Source organism: Luteimonas terrae, assembly GCF_004358165.1.
GTDB classification, from domain to species: Bacteria; Pseudomonadota; Gammaproteobacteria; order Xanthomonadales; family Xanthomonadaceae; genus Luteimonas; species Luteimonas terrae.
In genome coordinates this window covers 368,358-388,368 of record NZ_SMTG01000002.1, presented here as the reverse complement: position 1 = coordinate 388,368, position 20,011 = coordinate 368,358, and the positions used below count along the sequence as shown (strand labels likewise).

The window sequence follows — 20,011 nt, the reverse complement described above, 5'->3', positions numbered from 1 at the left end:
AGGACCTTCCGATGCCACGTTTCCGCCAGCGCGTCGCCACCGCCGCCCTGCTGCTTGCAGGCTTGCTGCTTGCAGGCTTGCTGCTCGCCGCCTGCGGCTCCACGCCCGATGGCGACGCGGACGCGCCGCTGGCCGGCGCGCAGCAGGTCGTCGTCGTCACCGCCGCCGACTGGGATGCCGCGCAGGCACGCATGCGGCGTTTCGAACGGGATGGCGCGGGCGCCTGGCGCGAGGTCGGCGAGGCCGTGCCGGTGATGCTCGGCCGCAGCGGCAGCGCCTGGGGTCTGGGCCTGCATCCGGCCCAGCGCGGTACGCCGCAGAAGCAGGAGGGCGACGGCCGCGCGCCGGCCGGGGTCTTTGCGATCGGCGAGGCGTTCGGCTATGCGCCCGCAGGCGTCGGCGCGATGCCCTATCTGCCGATGCAGGCCTCGCACTACTGCATCGACGTGCCGAACTCGCCGCTCTACAACCGCATCGTCGACGAAAAGCACGTCGGCGCGGCAGCGGTCGAGGGCGCCAGCGAACACATGCGGCTGGACCTGCACAACGACGGCGACGTGCGCTACCGCCGGGGCTTCGTCATCGAACACAACGCGCAGGGCGAAGCAGGTCGCGGCAGCTGCATCTTCGCGCATCTGCTGCGCCGTCCCGACGAGACCACCGCCGGCTGCACGGCGATGGACGACGCGGCGATGGACGCGCTGCTGCGCTGGCTGGAACCGGCCCGCACGCCGCGCTTCGTGCTGCTGCCCGACGCGGAGTACGCGCGTCTGCAGGCCGACTGGCAGCTGCCGGTGCTCGCGCGATGAGCGAGGTCGCGGCGCTGCCCGCACGCGCCGCCACACCGGCCGATCTGCCCGCGCTGCTGGCGATGATGCGCGCGTTCTACGCCGAGGACCGGCTGCGCTTCGACGAAACCGCGACGCCGCGGGCGATCGAGGCCCTGCTGGCCGATCCGGCCTGCGGCGTGGTCCTGCTGCTCGGCGAGACCGGCGCTGCCGGCTACCTCGCGCTCACCCGCGGCTTCAGTCTCGAGCAGGCCGGTCACTACGCCCTGCTCGACGAGCTGTACATCGCGCCGGAGGCCCGCGGACGCGGTCTGGGCGCGCAGGCGCTGGCACTGGCCGCCGCGCAGGCGCGCGACTGGGGCGTCGACGTGCTGCGACTGGAAGTGCATCACCACAATCCACGCGCGAAGGCGCTCTACCTGCGCGCGGGTTTCGTCGACACGCATCGCGACACGTTGGTGCTCGCCGTGGGCGCCGAGCGCTGATGCCGGCCGGCGGCAGCGCCTCCATGGCGTGGCATGCTGCCGGCGTCACCCGCAACGGCCGCGCGCCATGACCCGATCCGCTCCGCCTCGTCCTGCCGTCTCCGCATCTGCGCGCGTGCTGCTCGCGCTGGTCGTGGGCGCGGTCGCCGGCCTCTCGCTGTCCGCATGGGACGCCGGCACCGCGACGCGCCTGGCCGAGTTCGCGCAGCCGGTCGGCAAGCTGTGGTTGAACGCGCTGCAGATGACCGTGGTGCCACTGGTCGCCGCGCTGGTGATCGTCGGCATCAACGCCGCGGCCGATGCCGCCGCGTCCGGGCGCAATGCGCGTCTGGCCATGCTGGTGTTCGGCGTGCTGCTGGCGGTCTGCGGCACCTTCGCCGCGATCGCCGCGCCCGCGCTGCTGTCGCTGGTGCCGCGCGACGAGGCCCTGGTCGCCGCGTTCCGCGCCGCGATCCAGGCGCCCGAAGTACTGCCGCAAGCCCCCTCGTTCGGCCTGTGGATCACCAGCGTGATTCCGAGCAACGCGATCGCCGCCGCGGCCGCCAGCGCAATGCTGCCGCTGGTCGTGTTCTCGATGTTCTTCGGCTTCGCGCTGACCCGGCTCGACGCCGATCGCCGCGAACGCATGCTCGATCTGGTGCGCACGATCGGCGACGCGATGATCGTCGTCGTGCGCTGGGTGCTGCTGGTCGCGCCACTGGGCGTGTTCGCGCTGGTGTTCGCGGTCTGCGCGCACGTCGGTCTGGGCGTGCTGTCCGCGCTGGGGTACTACATCGCGCTGCAGTGCACACTGTATGTCGCGATCACGCTGCTGATGTACGGCGTGGCGGTCACCTTGGCCCGCGAACCGCTGCGCCGCTTCGCGCGTGCACTGCTGCCGGTACAGGCGATCGCCGCCAGCACGCAGTCCTCGCTGGCCTCGCTGCCGGTGATGGTGGAGAGCGCGCGCCAGCGCCTGGGCTATCCGCTGGCGGTGACCTCGCTGGTCCTGCCGATGGCGGTGTCGCTGTTCCGCATCGCCAGTCCCACGCAGTACCTGAGCGTCGTGGTGTTCATCGCCTGGATGTACGGCGTGGACCTCGGCCCGGCGCAGCTTGCGATCGCGGTCGCGCTGAGCATCGTGATCTCGATGGGCTCGGTCGGGCTGCCCGGCCAGGTGAGCTTCATGACCAACAATCTGCCGGTGACGCAGGCAATGGGCCTGCCGATCGAACCCCTGGGCGTGTTGCTCGCGGTCGACACCATTCCCGACGCCTTCGCCACGGCCGCCAACACCACCGGCCACGTCACCGCGACCGCCATCGTCGCGCGCCGCGGCAGTGCGCCCCCGACCGACGACGCCTCGCCATGACCGACACCTTCACCCTGTTCCACAACCCGCGCTGCTCGAAGTCGCGCGCCGCCCTCGAACTGCTGCAGGCGCGTGGTATCGATGCCGACGTCGTGCTGTATCTCGAGACGCCGCCCGACGCCGACGCGCTGCGATTGCTGTTGCAGCGTCTCGACATGCCGGCGCGCGGGCTGCTGCGGGCCGGTGAGGATGCGTACCGGGAGCTCGGCCTTGCCGACGCGTCGCTCGACGAGGACGCGCTGATCGCGGCGATGGTCGCGCATCCGAAGCTGATCGAGCGGCCGATCCTGGTGCGCGGGGCGCGTGCGGTGATCGGGAGGCCGACGGAGCGGTTGCTGGAGTTGCTGGACTAGCGCCGTCTCGACGAAGGGCCTCTGCAACTCGCTATCGTCGCCCCAGCGGCTTTCAACGGACGAATGTCCGGTCACGCTGGGGCCCATTTTGATCTGAGGCGTTGCCGCGAAAATGGATCCCAGCTTCCGCTGGGATGACGGCCTCCCTCAATGCGTCTTCTTCGCCACATGCATCGCCGATGCGCGCGCCGGCGGCGCGAAGCTGTCCGCGCGTGCAGTCGGCCAGAAGGTCTTGAACACCGCGTGCTCCGGTACTCCGGTCAGCAGTTCGCCCGGTTCGAGGAAGCGGTACAACGCCGCCAGTGAGCGCACTTCGGTCGGCGACACGCGGCGCAGGATGTGCTCCGGTCCGATCTGCATCGGGTGTTCCAGTCCCGCCGCACCGAGCATGTCGCGCAGCGCGCGCAGCGTGTTCTGGTGGAAGTGAAAGACGCGGTTGGCCTTGTCGGGCACGTCGAGCAGCCGCCAGCGCGCGGGGTCCTGCGTGGCCACGCCGGTCGGGCAATGGTCGGTATGGCACGTGCGCGACTGGATGCAGCCCAGCGCGAACATGAAACCGCGGCCCGCGTTGCACCAGTCCGCGCCCATCGCGAGCGTGCGGGCGATGTCGAAACCGCTGGTGATCTTGCCGGCCGCGGCCACGCGGATGCGGTCGCGCAGGCCGATGCCGACCAGCGTGTTGTGCACCAGCATCAGCGCTTCCTGCAGCGGCAGGCCGACATGGTTGATGAATTCCGACGGCGCCGCGCCGGTTCCGCCTTCGGCGCCGTCGACGACGATGAAATCCGGCAGGATGCCGCTGTCGAGCATCGCGCGGGCGATGCCGAACCATTCCCAAGGATGGCCGATCGCCAATTTGAAACCGGCCGGTTTGCCGCCCGACAGCGTGCGCATGCGTTCGACGAATTCCAGCAGCCCCAGCGGCGTGGAGAACGTCGTGTGCGCGGCCGGCGACTCGCAGTCCTGCCCGACGGGGATGCCGCGCGTTTGGGCGATCTCCGGCGTGACCTTGGCGCCCGGCAGCATGCCGCCATGGCCGGGCTTGGCGCCCTGCGAGAGCTTGAGTTCGACCATGCGCACCTGCGGCTCGGCGGCATGGCGGGCAAACAGGTCTTCGTCGAAGCGGCCCTTCGCGTCGCGGCAGCCGAAGTAGCCCGAGCCGATTTCCCAGACCAGATCGCCACCATGCTCACGGTGGTAGGGCGAGATCGCGCCCTCACCGGTGTCGTGGAAGAAGTTGCCCTGCCTGGCGCCGAGATTGAGCGCGCGGATCGCGTTCGCCGACAGCGAGCCGAAACTCATCGCCGAGATGTTGAAGACGCTGGCCGCATACGGCTGCGCGCGCTCGTCGCCGACCGGCACGCGGAAGTCGTGCGAGTCCGCGTGCGCGGGTACCAGCGAATGGTTGATCCATTCGTACTGCGTGCCGTACATCGGCAGCTCGCTGCCGAACGGCACCACGTCGCTGACGTTCTTGGCCCGCTGGTAGACCAGCGCCCGCTGCTGGCGCGAGAACGGCACTTCATCCTGGTCGTCCTCGATGAAGTACTGGCGGATCTCCGGGCGGAACGATTCCAGGCCGTAGCGGAAATGCGCCGTCAACGGATACGTGCGACGCAGGGTCGCGCGCGTCTGCACGATGTCGTAGGTCCCCAGCGCCACGAGCGCCAGCACCGGCACCGCGGCGATGGACCACCCGACTGACTGCTGGGTGGCAGCGAGGAAGATCGAGACGAGCGCCAGTACGACGCAGGCGGCAAACACGAGATAACGGGCCATCGGGCTCCCTTCTGTGGCCGGCAGCAGGCGGCCGGCACGCCATCCTCCCCGGACGGCGGTGAAAACCAGCTGCAGGCCGGTCACGTCCCTGCAGCACGTTCTCCGCATGGTAGGCAGCGACCGGGTGGCCGGCCACCCGAAGCTGAACCCCGCATTCCGTTCCACAGCACTTCACGGCTGTTTGGCATCGCGCTGACCAGTATCGAAGCCGAACTCATCGCCAGCATCGAACGCGTCCATGTCGCACCTGCCGTACAACCCGGTCACCCTCGCGGAAATGACGCGCGCGGCGCAGGCCGACCGGCCGGATGCGGACTGGCACGAACTCGAGCCGATGCTGCGCGCGCAGTGGGACCAGGCGCCTCGCGCCGTGGCTTGGGAGGACGTGCGCGACGTCGCCGCCTCGCACTACCGCTTGATGCGCGGCCTGCCGGATGTCGCACCGGTCGTCGCGCTCGGAATGGACGCGCCGGAGGTGATCCGATGATTCCGCCCCGCGCGATCTGGCGCCTGCTCGTGCTGCCCGCCTACATGCTGCTGGCCGGCGTGGTGTTCGCGCTCGCCTTGCGCAACACAGCCGGCTCGATCCTGTCGCCGCTCGCCGCGTTGGCGCCCTGGGTGCTGGTGGTCGCGGCGCTGCTCGCCTTGGTCACGATCTTCGGCGGTGTGCTGCGCTGGCGCCGTCGCCTCGCGGCCGTACGCCGCGGGCGCGCCGCGCACTCGCAGCGGGCGGGCTGGAGTCCCGACACGGCGCAGGGCGTGGCGCCGGGCGGTCGCGGCTGAGCGCAACAGCCGCTGGAGCGTGCTCGAACGCCTCCGTTTCAACTCCGCTGATTCCGACGTTCATCGAGCCCAACGCGCTACGCCAGCACGCCTGCCTTGGACGCTCCGGAAACGTCAGAGCGGATCGGCCACATGGACCGTGTTGCCGCCGGCCCGCTTGGCCAAGTAGAGCGACGCGTCCGCACGCGCGAACCAGTCCTGCCAGTCGCGTTCGACCGACAGCATCGCGCCGCCGATGGCCACGGTGATCGGGCCGCCGGGGCCCACCAGATGCGTCTCGACGGCCGCGCGTACCCGCTCGCCCGCGCGCGCCAGTGCGCCTTCGGAGCCGACAGGCAACAGCATGACGAACTCCTCGCCGCCGAAGCGGTACACCGAATCGCCCTGACGCAGTTCCTCGCGCAGCAGGCGTGCGAGATCGACCAGCACCGCATCGCCCGCCGCATGGCCGAAGGTGTCGTTGACCGCCTTGAAGCGATCGAGGTCGAGCACCAGAACGCCGAAACGTCCGCCCTGCCGCCGCAGGATCGCCTGCTGCAGATCCGCTTCGAGCATGCCGCGATTGGGAATGCCCGTCAGCGGATCGAGGCTGGCCAGGGCTTCGAGCGAATCGCGATGCTTGCTCGCACGACGCGCGAAGGCCAGCGAGAACCCGTAGACCAGCGACCAGGTCACCATCGTGCTGATGTGGTTCGGACCCACGTCGCGCCACAACAGGATGGCCGACGCACAGACCAGCAGCAGGCCGCCCGCCGTGGCCGCCACGCGCAGCGGTGCCAGATAGAAACTGGTCATCAGGATCACGTAGATCCAACCGCTCGCGCCCGCGCCGAGCACCAGGCCGGCGACGATGCCGAATCCCGAATTGATGACCGCCATCCATGCGCCAGCGCGTTCGGTGTGCCCGTCGCGCCACGCCATGCGCACCACGGCCATCACCGACACCACGACGGCAGCGTCGAATACGCCCAGCAGCCAGTCGCCACGCAGCAGGCGCCAGACCATGAAGCTGCCGATCACCGCCGACGACACCGACCCCAGCAGGGTGATGATGGTCAGGCGGAAGTCGTTGCGCAGTCTGGAGATCATCTGGTGCTCGTCCCGCGCACGCCGGCGGCGTGTCCCGTCCCCTTCGCCGGCCCGGCAATCGTGGTGTCGACGGTCGTCCGACACCCTGAACCGGGGGCGCGGATGCGCCCGTGAAGATGCGCGCGCTTCGCGCACCGCGTCGCAGTCCTGCGGTGCGGCGATGGTGCCCGGAGCCGGAATCGAACCGGCACGACCTTGCGGCCAACGGATTTTAAGTCCGGTGCGTCTACCAGTTTCGCCATCCGGGCAGGCGTGCGACAGCGTGCCCGAGCGCGCGGTCGATTGGAACCGCTGCGACGTCGCGCAACGCCAGAAACGAAAAGGCCCCGCGTGCGCGGGGCCTTTCGAAACTGGAGCGGGAAAAGGGGCTCGAACCCTCGACCTCAACCTTGGCAAGGTTGCGCTCTACCAACTGAGCTATTCCCGCATGAAACCGAATTGTAACCCGCCTGCGACCTTCAGTGGTGCGCCGGCTGGAGGCCTGGGTCGGAATCGAACCGGCGTACACGGATTTGCAATCCGCTGCATAACCACTCTGCCACCAGGCCGGTGACCCGTCGCCGCGGCTTTCGCCTTGCCGACAACACGAAACCCCGCGTACTGCCCGGGGTTTCGCGTTCGAAACTTGGAGCGGGAAAAGGGGCTCGAACCCTCGACCTCAACCTTGGCAAGGTTGCGCTCTACCAACTGAGCTATTCCCGCTTGGGAGGCGAAATTCTACCCATCGCCGGCGGGGTGTCAATACTTGTTCTTCTCCGCCGCGCGCATGATCGGCCACGCCGCGCGCAGGTACAGCAGGCCCGACCACAAGGTCAGGATCGCGGCGATCGCGAGCAGGTAATCGCCGATGACGAAGATCTCGTGACCGAGCCACGGCAGCGGGCGCGGCGGCTGGTCCGGGGTGACCGAATACAGCAGACACAACAGCGCGACCATCTGCGCGACGGTCTTGATCTTGCCGATCGCCGCCACGCGCACGGTCGCGCGCTGGCCGAGTTCGGCCATCCACTCGCGCAGCGCCGACACCGCGATTTCGCGGCCCACGATCACCGCCGCCCAGAACGCCATCCACGGCGTCGGGTGGCCCTGCACGATCAGGAACAATGCGACGGCGACCATCAGCTTGTCGGCCACCGGATCGAGAAACGCACCGAACGCCGAATACTGGTGGTATTTGCGCGCGATCCAGCCGTCGAGCCAGTCGGTGATCGACGCGAAAGCGAACACCAGCGCCGTGGCGAAGTTCGTCCACTGGAACGGCAGGTAGAACACCAGCACCAGCACCGGGATCATCAGGATCCGCAGCAGCGTGAGCCAGGTGGGAATCGTCAGTTTCATCGAACGCCTGCGGGGGAGTCAGTCCTGCCCGCCGCCGCTGCCGGCATCGAGCCCGTGTAGGGTCGCATAGATGCGTTGCGCGAGCGCCGCATTGACGCCTTCGACCTGGGCGATCTGCTCGGCGCCGGCCGCCTTGAGGCCACCCAGGCCGCCGAAATGCTTGAGCAGGCTCGCGCGGCGGCGCGGACCGATACCCGGAATGTCCTCGAGCCGGCTGGTGGTGCGCGCCTTCTGCCGGCGTCCGCGATGTCCGGTGATCGCGAAGCGGTGCGCCTCGTCGCGGACCTGCTGCACGAGCTGCAGACCCGGCGACGCCGCACCGGGCTTGAGCGCACGGCCATCGGGCAGCAGCAGCGTTTCATCGCCCGGCTTGCGCGCTTCGCCCTTGGCCACGCCGACCAGGCAGATGCCGGTGATGCCGAAGCCGTCGAGCACCGCGCGCGCCTGTGCGACCTGGCCGGTGCCGCCGTCGATCAGCAGCACGTCGGGCAGCACGCCCGCCCCGCCCTGCGCGGTGTCGGGATCCTCGCCTTCGGCAACGGACGCCCGTGCCTCGGCGGCCTTGCGGAAGCGCCGGGTCAGCGCCTGGTGCATGGCCGCGTAGTCGTCGCCCGGCTCGATGCCGGCGATGTTGTAGCGGCGGTACTGACCGCGTACCGGACCGGCGGCATCGAAGACCACGCAGGACGCCACCGTCGCCTCGCCCATCGTGTGGCTGATGTCGAAGCATTCAATGCGCTGCGCGACCGTGGACAGGCCCAGCATCTCGCGCAGCGATTCGGCGCGCGCGTTCTGCGCCGCTTGGCTGTCCATTTCGCTGGCCAGCGAAATCTCGGCATTGCGACGCGCCAGATCGACATACCGCGCGCGGTCGCCGCGGACGTTGCACTTGATCTGCACCCGGCGCCCACCCGCTTCGCTGAAGGCATGCTCGAGCAGGTCGACGTCCTCGATCGCGCGATCGAGCACGATCTCGCGCGGCGGCGACTGCTCGGCGTAGTGCTGGGACACGAACGCGGCCAGCACTTCGGCCGGATCGTCGCTGCCGTTGGTGCGCGGATGGAAGGCGCGCGTGCCCAGATTGCGGCCGTCGCGGAACGACAGCAGCAGCACGCAGGCGTGACTGCCCCGCATCGCGACCGCCAGCACGTCGAGCTCGGCGACCTTGCCGTCGACGTACTGCCGCGCCTGCATGCTGCGCATGTTGCCCAGCAGGTCGCGCAGACGCGCGGCGTTCTCGAAGTCCAGCCGTTCGGCCGCGGCCTCCATGTCGCGGGTGACTTCCTGCGTGAGCTCGTCGCTGCGCCCGTCGAGGAACAGCGAGGCGCGACGCACCGCGTCGCCGTAGTCCTGGGCCGAGATCAGGCCGACGCAGGGCGCGGTGCAGCGACCGATCTGGTGCTGCAGGCAGGGCCGCGAGCGATTGCGGAACACGCTGTCCTCGCAATTGCGCAGCTTGAACAGCTTCTGCATCAGGTTCAGCGTTTCGCGCACCGCGGTCACGCCCGGATACGGGCCGAAGTAACGGCCGGCGACATTGCGCGGGCCGCGATGCACGGCGATGCGCGGCCAGTCGTCCTTGGTGACCAGCACGTAGGGATAACTCTTGTCGTCGCGCAGCGAGACGTTGTAGCGCGGCTTGAGCGACTTGATGAGCTGGTTTTCGAGCAGCAGCGCCTCCGCCTCGGTGCGGGTGACCGTGGTCTCCATGCGCGCGATCTGCGCGATCATCGCCATCGTCCGCGTGACCTTGGGCGTGGCGTTGAAGTAGCTCGCCACGCGCTTGCGCAGGTCGCCCGCCTTGCCCACGTACAGCACCGTGTCGTCGGCGGCGTACATGCGGTACACGCCGGGTGCAGTGCTCAGTCCTGCAACGAATGCCTTGCCGTCGAAATCCGTTCCGCGGTGTGTCTGGCGTGCCCCGGTCATTCGCCGATCGGCACGTGTCGCACGGCGCCGCTGACCGGATCGAGCCGCAGCACGGCATGGCCGTCGGTATCGGCGATCCAGACCGCCTCGGCGCCGATGGCGAGGCCGCCGGGCGCATGCAGGCGCTGCGGCAGTTCGAAGGTCGTCAGTTCCCCGCCGCCCAGCCGCAACCGGCGCAGGCTGTCGTTGCCGGCGTCGGCGATCCACAGCACCGGCGCGTCGGGTTCGAGCGCGAGCGCCTGCGGATGCTGCAGGCGCGCGTCGGTCCGCGGCCCGTCGACGCGGCCGAACTGCCACGCGTCCTGCCCGACCAGCGTCGACACCGCGCCGGTGCGCGTGTGCACGCTGCGCACGGCCGAGCCCGTGGCATCGCAGACATAGAGCGTCTGCTGCACGCAGGCCAGCGAAACCGGCTCGCCGAACGAGGCCATCGGCCCACTGCCGTCCATGACGCCGAGCTTGCCGCTGCCGGCCAGCAGTTCGATCGCGGCGCGGCCCAGATCGAGACGCCACACGCGGTTGTCGCCGGCGCAGGCGATGTAGAGCTTGTCGCCGGCCAGCACGATGTCGCGCGGCTGGTCGAGCGCAACGCTGCGCGGGTCGGTCAGCGGGCCGTCGACGGTGACGCCGGGACGGCCGGCGCCGCAGACCGTGGAAATGTCGCCGCTGCGCAGCTCGATGCGACGCACCGCGTGGTTGCCGGTGTCGGCGACGTAGAGCACATCGCGTTCGACGTGGATGCCGTGCGGCCGCGTGAACGCGGCCAGTTCCATCGGCCCGTCGATGAAGCCTGGACTGCCGCTGCCGAACTGCCGCAGCACGCGACCACTGGTGTCGCATTCGAGCACGCGGTGATGCCCGCTGTCGGCGACGTAGAGAAAGTTGCCCGCCAGCGCGAGGCCGACGGGAAAGCGCAGCGGCAACGGCGGCTCGCCGCTGCGCCGCATGCGGATCGGCTCCACGTTGACCGCCTGCGGCGTGAGTTCGCCGGCCAGCGCGCTGACGCGCGCATCGAGCTCGCGGATGCCGCCCTCGCCGACGATGCGCTCGCGCACCCGGCCTTCGCCATCGATCAGCACGACCGTCGGCCAGGCCTCGATGCCGTAGTGCTGCCACAGCGTCCAGTCGGCATCGTGCGCGACCGGAAATTCGAGTTGCTGGCGATGCGCCCGCTTGGACGCGCGACGCGATTCGCGCTCGGCATCGAAACGCGGCACGTGCACCGCGACCACGTTGAGCCGCTCACGATGCCGCGCACGCAGATGGCCCAGATCGGCCAGACGCTGCTGCGACCACGCCGAGGCGAGATTGACGAACGCAAGCGCGCAGACCTTGCCCCGCAACTGCGCCATGCGCAGCGGATCGGTCAGGTTCAGCCACTCCAGGCTGGCCGGGAACTCGGGGGCGGTCGCGGCGTCGGTCATCGCCCGATTATGCGCGAACCGCCGTGGACCGGGGGTCGGGACGCCGCGACGATCTCACGCGCCGCCCGGTCGACCAGGGCCCACACGGCTTCGAAGTCCCGGGCCCCGCCGGTGTAGGGGTCCGGCACGTCGCCGGTGCCCTGCCCGGCGTGCTGCAGCAGCAGTGTCGACGTCGCGGTCGCGTCCGCCGGGGCGCGATCGCGGACGATCCGCAGGGTGCTGGCGTCGGCGCACAGCAGGACATCGAACATGCGGTAGTCGGCCGCTTCGAGTTGGCGGGCGCGCTGCCCGCCGATGTCGACGCCATGGCCTGCAGCGCAGCGGATCGCCCTCGGGTCCGGCGGGTCGCCGACATGCCAGTCGCCGGTGCCGCAGGAGTCCACCTCGATGACGTGGCCCAGCCCCGCGTCATCGATGCGGGCGCGCAGTGCGCCCTCGGCCATCGGCGACCGGCAGATGTTGCCCAGGCAGACGACGAGCAGGCGCGTCACGCGCCCGCCACCACGCGGGCCTGCGCGCGTGCCAGATCCTCGGGCGTGTCGACGCCCGGTGGGAACGGTTCGGGTGCGATGCCCACGGCCACGCGATGGCCCGCCTCGAGCACGCGCAGCTGTTCGAGCATCTCGACCTGTTCCAGCCGCCCCGGCGCCATCGCGGCGAAGCGCTTGAGGAACCCGACCCGGTAGCCATAGATGCCTATGTGCCGCCACCACTCGCCCTCGGGCATGTGCGCACGGCTGCGCGCGAAGGCGTCGCGCGGCCACGGCACCGGGGCGCGGCTGAAATACAGCGCGTCGCCGCCCGCGCCGCGCACGACCTTGACCGCGTTCGGGTCCAGCAGCGTCTCGACGTCGTCGACCGGGGCGCACAGCGTCGCCAGATCGACACCCGGCTGCGCCGCCAAATCGGCGACCGCGCGGATGCCCGAGACCGGCGCGAAGGGCTCGTCGCCCTGCAGGTTCACGACGACGCGCGCGTCATCCCAGCCGGCCAGCGCGGCGCATTCGGCCAGGCGGTCGGTGCCGGAAGGATGGTCGGACGAGGTCATCGCGACCTGCACCGGCGCACCGGCCAGCGCATCGCGCACGCGGGCGTCGTCGGTCGCGACCCAGACCTCGTCCGCGCCTGCCGCCAGCGCGCGACGGGCCACATGAAGGACCATCGCCTCGCCGCCGATGGCCTGCAACGGCTTGCCCGGAAGACGGGTGGACGCGTAACGCGCGGGAATGGCGACGACGAAACCTGTGGATGTGCTCATGCGGGGATTGTCACAGATCGATCCCTTTCGAGCCCTCCCCCGCCGCGCGGGGGAGGGTTGGGTGGGGGCGAACGATCAGATCGCAGGGCGGCCTGCCGCAAGGAGTGTTGCGGGCGATTGATACAACGCGACCGGGCGGTTCGCCCCCATCCCGACCTTCCCCCGCGAGCGGGGGAAGGAGACGATCGGCTCAGCGCAACTTCGCCAACCGGTCCTGCAATGCGATCCAGAAGGCCTCGGGCAACGTGCCCGACACCGGCACGCTGTAATGCCGCTCACCGGCGAAGCGCATGCATTTCACGGCGTCCTTCTCGGTCATCAGCACCGGCAGGTCGCTGCCGAAGCGCAGGTCTTCGGGCGTGTAGCGGTGATGATCGGCGAAGGCATGCGGCACGACCGCGATGCCGTGCGCGCGCAGCGTGGCGAAGAAGCGCTCCGGATCGCCGATACCGGCCACGGCATGCACGCGCTGGCCCTTGAACCGCGCCAGCGGCAGCGGTCGGCCACCGATCAGCGGCAGTGCCTGCCCGGTTTCCAGCCGCATCGGCCACTCGCCGAAGCCCGCCTCGATGTCGGCATCGACGCCGACGTTGAGCACACGGAAATCGCAGTCGGCGCTGCGCGCGGCGGGCTCGCGCATCGGGCCGGCGGGAATCAGCAGGCCGTTGCCGTAACGACGGCGCCCATCGATGACCTCGATCTCGATGTCGCGCCGCAGCCGACGATGCTGCAGGCCGTCGTCGCAGACGACGATGTCGCAGCCCGCGCCGATCAGGGCTTCGGCCGCCGCGACGCGGTCCGCATCCACCCGCACCTTCACCCCGGTCCGCGCGGCGATCAGGACCGGCTCGTCGCCGGCCAGCTTCGGGTCGGTGACCGGCTCCACCCAGCGCGGCGTACCGGCCTCGTCGCGACCGTAGCCGCGACTGGCGACGCCAGGTGTCCAGCCGTCCGCCTTGAGGCGTTCGACAACCGCGATCGCCAGCGGCGTCTTGCCACTGCCGCCGGCGATCAGGTTGCCGATGACCAGCACCGGGCGCGAGACCTTGCGAGGCCGCACGAAGCGCTGGCGCAGGCGCGCGGCGGCGCCGTAGACCCGCGCCAGTGCGCGCGCGTGCAGCGGCGGCGCGCTGCCGTCGAACCAGTACCGCGGTGCCTTCATCAGCCCTCGCCTTCTCGGAACTGCATGCGGTGCAGACGCGCGTAGAGGCCGCCGCGTTCGAGCAGTTCGCGGTGCGTGCCGTGTTCGACCAGCCGGCCTTCATCGAGCACCAGCACCTGATCGGCATGTTCGATCGTCGACAGCCGGTGCGCGATGACCAGCGTCGTGCGGTCGGGCATCAGATGTTCGAGCGCATCCTGCACCAGACGTTCGGATTCAGTGTCGAGCGCGGCGGTGGCCTCGTCGAGGATCAGGATCGGCGCGTCCTTGAGCATCGCGCGCGCGATGGCCAGGCGCTGGCGCTGGCCGCCCGACAGGCGCCCGCCCTTGCTGCCGATGCCGCTGTCGAGACGCTTGGGCAGCCGCTCGACGAACTCCATCGCGTTCGCGCCGCGGATCGCGGATTCCAGCGCCTCGGGCGTCGCCCGCGCCATCTCGCCGAACGCGACGTTTGCGGCCACGGTGTCGTCGAACAGCATCACCTGCTGGCCGACCAGTGCGATCTGCCGGCGCACGTCGGCGAGGCGGTAGTCGTCGATCGGGTGGCCGTCGAGCAGGATCTCGCCCTCGGCCTGCGCGTAGAAGCGCGGGATGAGCTTGATCAGCGTCGATTTGCCGCTGCCCGAACGACCGACGATGGCGGTCACCGTGCCGGGTCTGGCGACGAAACTGATGTCCTGCAGCGCCGGCGCGTCCCGTCCCGGGTAACGCGCGCCGACGTGGCGGAACTCGATCTCGCCACGCGCGCGCGCAAGTGGACGGGTGCCGGTGTCGCGCTCGTCGTCGGCATCGAGAATCTCGAACAGCCGCTCGGCCGAGGCCACACCCCGCTGCAGCATGTTCTGCACGTTGGTGAGCTGCTTAAGCGCGGGAATGATCGCCATCATCGCGATCATCAGCGCAACGAAGCCGCCGGCGGTCAACCGGCCCTGCGAGGCCTCGTAACCGGCGATGACGATCAGCAGCGCCAGCCCGACCGATCCCATCAGCTGCACGACCGCCGAGGAGATCGCGCGCGTCGCCTCGACCTTGAGGTTCAGGCGCATGTGTGTGTCGGCGACGGCGCGATAGCGCGCGTTCTCGGCCGCCTGCGCACCGTAGATCTTCACTTCCTGCTGGTTGCTCAGCGACTGGTCGGCGGCCTGCAGCAGCAGCGCCGAACTGTCCTGGATGTTGTGGCTCACGCGACGATAGCGACGCGCGACCTTGCCCATGATCCACGACAGCGGCGGCGCCAGCACGAAGATCGTCAGCGTGACCTGCCAGCTGGTCCACAGCATCACGACCAGCGAGGCGATGATCTGCAGCGACTGCTGGATCATCACTTTGGCCGCATCGACCGCGGCCTGCGAGACCTGGTCGGAATCGGAGCCCAACCGCACCAGCATCGACGGCACCGGTTCGGCATCGAAGCGCATGCCCGGCAGGCGCAGGTACTTGCCCAGCACGCGCACGCGCAGATCGCGGGCAATGCCGCGGCCGGCCTTGGCCATGTTGTAGTCGGCCAGATAGCCGGCCACGCCGCGCAGCACGAACAGGCCGATGATCGCCGCCGGCAGCCACAGGTTCACGCCGGCGTTCGCTCCGACGAAGGTCTCGTCGATGATCGGTTCCATCATCTTGGTGAAGGCGCCACCGGCCGCGGCCTCGATCAGCATGCCGATCAGCGCGACCGACAGCAGGCTGCGGTACTCGGTGGCGAACCTCAGCAGGCGGCGGTAGATCGGCCACGCGCGCTCGGCGCGCGCCGGTCCCGGTGTCGGCGCATCCCGCTGCGCCTCGTCCACGACGGTACTCATCTCACTCCTCTTGCGTGGCGGCGGACGGCGCTGCCGCCGTCTGCGGCGCGGTCGCATTGGCGATGCGCTTGAAGCCGAGCTGGCCCAGCGCGTCGTAGGCGGTCACGACCGCCTGCCACGGCGTGCGCGCATCGGCGCGCAGCAGCACGGTGCGTTCGCGGTCGTCGCCGGCGACCTCGGCGATGGTGCGCTTGAGCGATTCGACATCGGTGCGCAGCGCTTCGCGGTCGTCGACGAAATAGCGCCCGTCGGCATTGATCAGCAGGCTCAGCGTGCCGGCCTGCGCGTCGTTGCGCTCGCCGGTCGCCTGCGGCAGTTCCAGCTTGAGCACCGAGCGCGCGTCGAAGGTGGTGGTGATCACGAAGAAGATGATCAGCACCAGGATCACGTCGATCAGCGGCACGAGGTTGAGCTCGGGCGTGTCCTCGGCCCGGCGGTCGCGGATGCGCATCGCTCAGCCCTGCACCGGCGCCTGCGCGGCGCGACGGTTGCGCGGGTCGAGGACGTCCATCAGCGCGATCGCCTCGTGTTCCATCTGCACGATGTAGCCGTCGATGCGCGCGCGGAAATGACGGTGGAACATCAGCGCCGGCACCGCGACGACCATGCCCGCGGCCGCGCACACCAGCGCCTTGCCGATGCCGCCGGCCAGCTGGTTCACATCGCCCACGCCATGGTCCATGACGCCGAGAAACATCTGGATCATGCCGACCACCGTACCGAACAGGCCCAGCAGTGGGCCGGCCACGGCGATCGTGCCCAGCGCGTTGAGATAGCGCTCCATGCGGAAGGCGACATGCCGGCCGACATCCTCGACGCGCTCGCGGATTTCCTCGCGCGGGCGGTTGCGCACGTCCAGCGCGGCGGCCAGCAGTGCGCCCAGCGGTGCGGTACTCCGCAACGATTCGATGTGGGCCGGATCCAGCGCGCCACGTGCGGCCCAGGCCCGGACCTCTTCGCCCAGTCCCGGCGGCAGCACGGCCTTGCGACGCAGCGCCCAGAACCGCTCGACGATGATCGCCAGCGCCAGTGCCGACAGCAGCAGCAAGGGCAGCATCGGCCAGCCGCCAGCCTTCACCAGTTCGAGCACGCCTACCCCTTCGGCCGATGGCCGGTCCAGTCAGGCGTCTAGGATAGCCCAGCCGGGCAGAGCGGCTGACGGGCGTCCTGAGACCGGCAGCCGCGCGCTGCGAGCACGTGTGCCTGCGCTGTTCGTCAGCGCGCCTCGCGCGTTTCCAACCGGCGCGCCGCATCCCACAATCGGGGTCGGTGCGTCCGTTCCTGGCGCACTGCCAGCCCGCCGGCCTGCAGCCGGAACCGCGTCGCGCCACCGCCTGCCGTGCTCGCCACCGCGGTGCCCGAACGCATCCAGCGCTCGACGACCTCGTCGTGCGGATGTCCGAATCGGCTGCCGTGGCCGGCCGACATCATCACCACCGCCGCGCCGGTCGCCCGGACGAAGGCGGGATCCGACGAACTGCGGCTGCCGTGATGCGCGGCGACCACGACGTCCGCATCCAGCCGCGTGGCATCCCGGCGCACCAGCAGACGCTCGACCACCGCATCGATGTCGCCCGGCAGCAGCGCCGCGCCATGCGCGGTCTCGATGCGCAGCACGCAACTCGATGGATTGCGGAACGCCGGGAAATGCACGTCCGGGTGCAGGAAGCGGAAGGTCACGCCGTCCATCCGCCATGCACTGCCCTGCAGACAGGGCGCGGCGCCGGGTACGCGGTCCCACTGTGGCGCGAAGACGACCGGTGCGCGATAGCGGCGCTGGACGGCCGCGAAGCCACCCACGTGATCCGCGTCGCCATGGCTGATGACGATGGCGTCGAGCCGACGCACGCCCAACGCCTGCAACGCGGGCACCACCACACGCTCGCCGGCGTCATAACCGTCGGGCACGGCCGGACCGGCGTCGTAGAGCACCGCGTGACGCGCAGTGCGCACCAGCGCGGACAGTCCCTGCCCGACATCGAACACGATGACCTCGGCCTCGCCCGCTCTCGGGAGATGCCGGTCCGGCCACAGCAGGGGCAGCCACAGCAGCAGTGCGAGTCCCTTGCCCGGGACACCACGCGGCAGCAGCATCCAGAACGCGGCCAGCAGGGCCATCGGCAGTGCCAGCCAGTGCGGTTCGGGCAACCACCACAATGAGATCGGGCTGGCCGCGAGCCGGTCGAACAGCAGCCAGCTCAGATCGAACGCCCAGGCCGCGCTGCGCCAGGCCCAGTCGCCGGCGCCCGTGTGGATGGCCTCCAGTCCCGTGCCGACCAGGGCCAGCGGCACGACCACCAGGCTCCACCACGGAATCGCCACGAGATTCGCCACGGGCCCGGCCAGCGACGCCTGCCCGAACAGGATCACCGTCAGCGGCAGCAGGCCGATTGTCGCGACCCATTGCGAGGCCAGCAGGCCGCGCAGCTTCGACCATTCGCGCGCGTCCGGCAGGCACCAGACCAGCCAGGCGACACCCGCGAAGCTGAGCCAGAAGCCGGCCGACAGCACCGACATCGGATCGACCAGTACGACGGCGATGGCCGCATAGCCGAGCGCATCGGCAATGCGCAGATGGCGCCGCGACAACCGTGCGATCACCACCACGGCAATCATCAGCACCGTCCGCACCGTCGGCAGTTCCCAGCCTGCGACCGCGGCGTAGACCGTACTCGTCAGCAACGCGACGATCGCCGCCGCCTGCGGCCGCGGCAGCCAGCGTCCCAGCCATGGCAGGCACCACCAGACGGCGGTCGCCACCAGCGCGAAGAAGCCGCCGACCATGCCGACGTGGAACCCCGAGATCGCGACCAGATGGGTCAAGCCGGTCGCACGGAGTGCCTCCCAGTCCAGATCATTAAGGCCACGCGTATCACCGATCGCGAGCGCCCGGACGTAACGCGCGCTCCCACGCTCGACGACCGCATCGATGTGCGTCGCCACCTGTTCGCGCCAGCGATCGATGCCTCGGCCGCCTTCCAGGCGCTCCAACGGCTCGGCAGTCCGGATGTAGCCGACCGCGGTCACCCGCTGCGCCATCGCGCGCCTCTCGCCATCGAACCAGCCGGGATTGCGCAGCCCGCGCGGTGCACGCAGACGCACCGTGAAGCGCCACTCGTTGCCAGCTTCGATGGCAGCACGACGCGCGTCCGGCCCTTCGCGACGATCGTCGTACCACGACAGCCGCAACAGCCGGCCGCGCAAGGCTGCAGGCACGCCATCATCTTCCGCGACGCGAAACTCGAATGCCGTGCGCTGCGGCTCGCGTGTCGGCAGCCCGACCACACGTCCGTGCACCGCGAAGTCGCCGCGCTCCATGTCGGCGGGCAGTTGCGTCGACAACGCGTAGGTCGCATGCAGCCCGCACAGTGCACCGCCAAGTACGAACGCCCCGACGACCCGTCCGCCGCCGACACCGCGCGCCCATATCCAGGCAGCGACGCATAGCGTCATCGCCAGAATCCACCCGCCTGGCAGCGCAGGAAGCTGCAGACATACGATCGCGCCGAGCACCAGCGCGGCAGCCGTCGGCAGGCCGAATGCGGCCACGCGTATAGTCATGTCGCGCGCCTGCCCGCGCGGGCCTGCACGCATCGTTGTCTGCATCGAATCTCGACGCCCCGCCCTGATGGATCGCGCGCATCCGTATCACTGTCCTGCTTTGCGGACGCGCTCATGCGTGGCGTGAACGTCATGCCTTGACGGTGTTGCACCGCGCGCCTCCCTGCGCCGGACCCTCGGGACGAGTCTGTGGGAAAGCGAGCGCCGACACCCGGCGGAAACCTGCCGTCACACATCGGGTTTCGCCTTCAAACCACCGACACGAATGTCCAGGTTCCGCGTCCCGTCGGAATTCGGAAGCACGTTCGAACGATCCGGCCCAGGGAAGCAGCCGGGCACCGTCACAGGTCGGACATCGGTGGCGTGGTGCAGTCTCGCGACCACAATGGAGGGCAAGGACATGCATCACCTGTCGGGATACGGATATCTGCTTGCGCTGGTCATGGTGGCGCCAGCGAGCGCGGAACCGGCGCGGTTGGTCACGCACTTCCCCGAGCACGATGTCTCGCGCTTCCTGTTTACGCATTTCGATATCGCCACGATCCGCAGCCCACTCAATCCGGCACGCAGTGCCGACCAGCGAAGCTTTGCGAGCGTGCTGCCGGCACCGACGCGTTTCGAGCCGGACATGTTCGAAGTGGACGCGTTCGGCTGGGTCTACCGGATGCGGATCCTCGATCGTGGCGATTTCAACCGCGATGGCGTTGAGGATCTGGTGGCCTGCTTCGAGAGCCGGGCGATGCTCGGCTCGTACAACGCCTCACAGCTTCTGCTGGTGACCCGCTATTCGGAGAACACACCTGCCGTGGCGATCCGTTTCGAACCGTCTTCCGGCCGGTATCCCTGCGCGAATTTCCCGGCGCAGTAGCGCTCATGGTGCCGCGCTTGCACCGGCCAGCCCGCAATGGACAC

The 20,011-nt window shown here is 69.7% G+C and carries 18 protein-coding genes, 4 tRNA genes and 1 pseudogene; 7 read left to right on the top strand and 16 right to left on the bottom strand.

The window, feature by feature from the left end:
* Positions 1-11: 11 nt before the first annotated feature.
* From E2F49_RS01910 to arsC, 4 genes are all read left to right on the top strand, one after another.
* A complete protein-coding gene (locus tag E2F49_RS01910) occupies positions 12-809 on the top strand; it encodes a L,D-transpeptidase family protein (protein ID WP_133392382.1) in 798 nt (265 codons plus the stop codon).
* Entirely contained in the window at positions 806-1,273 is a 468-nt protein-coding gene (locus E2F49_RS01905; RefSeq protein ID WP_133392381.1) for a GNAT family N-acetyltransferase, read from the top strand. Before E2F49_RS01910 ends, E2F49_RS01905 begins: the two co-directional genes overlap by 4 nt.
* Positions 1,274-1,340: 67 nt before the next feature.
* Positions 1,341-2,624, top strand: a complete 1,284-nt coding sequence (locus E2F49_RS01900; protein ID WP_133392380.1) for a dicarboxylate/amino acid:cation symporter — start codon at positions 1,341-1,343, stop codon at positions 2,622-2,624.
* On the top strand, positions 2,621-2,977 hold the full coding sequence (gene arsC, locus E2F49_RS01895; RefSeq protein WP_133392379.1) for an arsenate reductase (glutaredoxin): 357 nt from the start codon (positions 2,621-2,623) through the stop codon (positions 2,975-2,977). The genes E2F49_RS01900 and arsC overlap by 4 nt, the downstream gene beginning before the upstream one ends.
* Positions 2,978-3,124: 147 nt before the next feature.
* On the opposite strand, the gene E2F49_RS01890 is transcribed toward arsC, so the two are convergent.
* Positions 3,125-4,756 (bottom strand): FMN-binding glutamate synthase family protein, encoded by a 1,632-nt coding sequence (locus E2F49_RS01890; protein WP_133392378.1) that lies wholly within the window; start codon positions 4,754-4,756, stop codon positions 3,125-3,127.
* Between the two features lie 238 nt (positions 4,757-4,994).
* Between E2F49_RS01890 and E2F49_RS01885 the strand changes: the two genes are divergently transcribed.
* On the top strand, positions 4,995-5,243 hold the full coding sequence (locus E2F49_RS01885) for a hypothetical protein (protein WP_133392377.1): 249 nt from the start codon (positions 4,995-4,997) through the stop codon (positions 5,241-5,243).
* Positions 5,240-5,539, top strand: a complete 300-nt coding sequence (locus E2F49_RS01880; RefSeq protein WP_133392376.1) for a hypothetical protein — start codon at positions 5,240-5,242, stop codon at positions 5,537-5,539. The genes E2F49_RS01885 and E2F49_RS01880 overlap by 4 nt, the downstream gene beginning before the upstream one ends.
* 114 nt (positions 5,540-5,653) lie before the next feature.
* Here E2F49_RS01880 and E2F49_RS01875 read toward each other — a convergent pair whose 3' ends face one another.
* The 15 genes and pseudogenes from E2F49_RS01875 to E2F49_RS01805 form a co-directional block, all read right to left on the bottom strand.
* Positions 5,654-6,628, bottom strand: a complete 975-nt coding sequence (locus E2F49_RS01875; RefSeq protein WP_133392375.1) for a GGDEF domain-containing protein — start codon at positions 6,626-6,628, stop codon at positions 5,654-5,656.
* Between the two features lie 161 nt (positions 6,629-6,789).
* A tRNA-Leu gene (locus E2F49_RS01870) sits at positions 6,790-6,876 on the bottom strand.
* Between the two features lie 103 nt (positions 6,877-6,979).
* Positions 6,980-7,055, bottom strand: a tRNA-Gly gene (locus tag E2F49_RS01865).
* 47 nt (positions 7,056-7,102) lie between these two features.
* Positions 7,103-7,176 (bottom strand) — tRNA-Cys (locus E2F49_RS01860).
* A gap of 78 nt (positions 7,177-7,254) precedes the next feature.
* Positions 7,255-7,330, bottom strand: a tRNA-Gly gene (locus E2F49_RS01855).
* A gap of 36 nt (positions 7,331-7,366) precedes the next feature.
* Positions 7,367-7,966: a CDP-diacylglycerol--glycerol-3-phosphate 3-phosphatidyltransferase gene (pgsA, locus tag E2F49_RS01850; RefSeq protein WP_055247436.1), complete on the bottom strand. Its 600-nt coding sequence runs from the start codon at positions 7,964-7,966 to the stop codon at positions 7,367-7,369.
* A gap of 18 nt (positions 7,967-7,984) precedes the next feature.
* Positions 7,985-9,895, bottom strand: coding sequence for an excinuclease ABC subunit UvrC (uvrC, locus tag E2F49_RS01845; protein WP_133392374.1), 1,911 nt, complete (start codon positions 9,893-9,895; stop codon positions 7,985-7,987).
* Positions 9,892-11,319 carry a thioredoxin-like domain-containing protein gene (locus E2F49_RS01840; protein WP_133392373.1) on the bottom strand — a complete coding sequence of 476 codons (1,428 nt, stop codon included), beginning with the start codon at positions 11,317-11,319 and terminating at the stop codon, positions 9,892-9,894. Before E2F49_RS01840 ends, uvrC begins: the two co-directional genes overlap by 4 nt.
* Entirely contained in the window at positions 11,316-11,762 is a 447-nt protein-coding gene (locus E2F49_RS01835) for a low molecular weight protein-tyrosine-phosphatase (RefSeq protein WP_133393412.1), read from the bottom strand. Before E2F49_RS01835 ends, E2F49_RS01840 begins: the two co-directional genes overlap by 4 nt.
* A 44-nt stretch (positions 11,763-11,806) precedes the next feature.
* Positions 11,807-12,577, bottom strand: coding sequence for a 3-deoxy-manno-octulosonate cytidylyltransferase (gene kdsB, locus E2F49_RS01830; protein ID WP_133392372.1), 771 nt, complete (start codon positions 12,575-12,577; stop codon positions 11,807-11,809).
* A 190-nt stretch (positions 12,578-12,767) separates the two neighbouring features.
* On the bottom strand, positions 12,768-13,739 hold the full coding sequence (lpxK, locus tag E2F49_RS01825) for a tetraacyldisaccharide 4'-kinase (RefSeq protein ID WP_133392371.1): 972 nt from the start codon (positions 13,737-13,739) through the stop codon (positions 12,768-12,770).
* Positions 13,739-15,538 (bottom strand): lipid A export permease/ATP-binding protein MsbA, encoded by a 1,800-nt coding sequence (gene msbA / locus E2F49_RS01820; RefSeq protein ID WP_133392370.1) that lies wholly within the window; start codon positions 15,536-15,538, stop codon positions 13,739-13,741. Before msbA ends, lpxK begins: the two co-directional genes overlap by 1 nt.
* 1 nt (position 15,539) lies before the next feature.
* Positions 15,540-15,989 carry an ExbD/TolR family protein gene (locus tag E2F49_RS01815; RefSeq protein ID WP_133392369.1) on the bottom strand — a complete coding sequence of 150 codons (450 nt, stop codon included), beginning with the start codon at positions 15,987-15,989 and terminating at the stop codon, positions 15,540-15,542.
* A gap of 3 nt (positions 15,990-15,992) precedes the next feature.
* A complete protein-coding gene (locus tag E2F49_RS01810) occupies positions 15,993-16,628 on the bottom strand; it encodes a MotA/TolQ/ExbB proton channel family protein (RefSeq protein ID WP_133392368.1) in 636 nt (211 codons plus the stop codon).
* A pseudogene (locus E2F49_RS01805) lies at positions 16,522-19,132 on the bottom strand (DNA internalization-related competence protein ComEC/Rec2); the annotation flags it as partial. The pseudogene E2F49_RS01805 and the gene E2F49_RS01810, both read right to left, overlap by 107 nt.
* Positions 19,133-19,484: 352 nt before the next feature.
* Between E2F49_RS01805 and E2F49_RS01800 the strand changes: the two are divergent.
* Positions 19,485-19,967 (top strand): hypothetical protein, encoded by a 483-nt coding sequence (locus E2F49_RS01800; protein WP_133392367.1) that lies wholly within the window; start codon positions 19,485-19,487, stop codon positions 19,965-19,967.
* Positions 19,968-20,011 lie beyond the last annotated feature (44 nt).